The sequence below is a fragment of the Ruminococcus sp. AM31-15AC genome, assembly GCF_003462045.1.
In the GTDB taxonomy this organism is placed as follows: domain Bacteria; phylum Bacillota; class Clostridia; order Oscillospirales; family Ruminococcaceae; genus Hominimerdicola; species Hominimerdicola aceti.
Window position 1 is genome coordinate 1 of sequence record NZ_QTYG01000119.1, and the last position, 1302, is coordinate 1302.

The 1302-nt window shown below is 32.0% G+C and carries 2 protein-coding genes and 1 pseudogene; all 3 read right to left on the minus strand.

Features of this window, described 5'->3' with window-relative positions:
- Positions 1-298 precede the first annotated feature (298 nt).
- Positions 299-571, minus strand: coding sequence for a hypothetical protein (locus tag DW793_RS14250; protein ID WP_207659939.1), 273 nt, complete (start codon positions 569-571; stop codon positions 299-301).
- Between the two features lie 9 nt (positions 572-580).
- The gene (locus DW793_RS15745; protein ID WP_353681726.1) at positions 581-784 is read right to left on the minus strand and encodes an HNH endonuclease domain-containing protein; all 204 of its coding nucleotides are present in this window, start codon (positions 782-784) and stop codon (positions 581-583) included.
- Between the two features lie 81 nt (positions 785-865).
- Positions 866-1180: pseudogene (locus DW793_RS15750) on the minus strand (polymorphic toxin-type HINT domain-containing protein); the annotation flags it as partial.
- Between the last annotated feature and the right edge of the window lie 122 nt (positions 1181-1302).

Sequence of the window (1302 nt, forward strand, 5' to 3'; positions counted from 1 at the left end):
GACATTTTCAAAATATACTCATCAAAATACTCTTTTGATTTAATTGTATCTCGCATAATATTCTCCTTAATATCAAAAATTCTTGATGTAAATAATTGTCTACTTTAATGACTTAACACTAGTTGTAACATTTACTAAACCGTTATCGTTACTTACATTTACTCTGAACAATTCCTTAACAGTATCACCAGTTGCAAGTCCTTCGATTATGTCATCTGGGTCATCGACTATTTTTCCTATATTATTTTTTATCTTAGTAAATTTCACTTTTATTATTGTTTGGCACTAATAAAAGAGGTCATTCTATTTCAAACCATTTCCATGGCTGCGTTTCATCATCACGGAAAGCGCCGCATCCTAGAGGAAGATCACATAATTCACCAATAGAAGAATCAATCTGCTCCATTTCCGAAATCGATATTATAGCAGCACTTTCTTCACTAACGTCCTCTCCGTCCAGAAATTCCCACATTCCATCTTCTTTATCATGGAAAACTAAAACTACTTTCTTTTTTTTGTTAATAATATCTACAGTTGTTATTACCATTGTATTTTCATCAATATCAAACATAATTTTTCCTCACTTATTTGATTTAAAAATATTTTCTTCTCTTGATAAAACCTGTACATTAGAATAACTATTACTTCCTCCACTGCTTCTTGGCTTTATGTGGTCAATTTGAACTTCCAATGGATCTGGCGTTACGTTTAGCTTACTTTGAGTTGCGGGAACAAGTTCTTTTCCTGACATATCAGATTTTATTTTTCCGCCATTTCGTCTCATATTTTCTTGTATTATCTGTCTTTTTTGAGCCTTTGTAAACTTTTTCCCTTCACCTACATATTTTGAATCTTTTAGATTAGAATAATCACCAGCATTATGTACCAATACACCTAATCCACTAACGTGATATGTATGAAAATCTTCTACCTGAAAATTATACACCTTTACGGGTTTATCTGTCAACTCGACATCAAAATTTTCAACCAAAAGAATGTTTTTGTTTGAGTCAAGCAATTCATCACCGACTGCAAGTTCTCCTGCGTTGACAAAGCCACGATCATTCACATAAAACGGGTGCATTTCAGTCGTTATGATCTCTTCGCCGTTGATTACCAAATGAATAAGCTTATTATCTTCTCTTATGTAGGTTTCAACAACTGTTTTCTAAGCGGTTTTTTCACACTATAGATTCCCCTGTTTAAGATTTTATTATATCAGCTTTTTGAACTTTTCTAGTAAATTTTCAAATTCTTCGCAACCATAGTTATGAATAAATTCAAGTTCTTTTTCTGAAATAA

What these genes read in the sequence shown, in the direction of transcription:
- DW793_RS14250 (WP_207659939.1), bottom strand. Translation starts at nt 571, where the DNA reads ATGTTTGATATTGATGAAAATACAATGGTAATAACAACTGTAGATATT.
- DW793_RS15745 (WP_353681726.1), bottom strand. Translation starts at nt 784, where the DNA reads ATGAGACGAAATGGCGGAAAAATAAAATCTGATATGTCAGGAAAAGAA.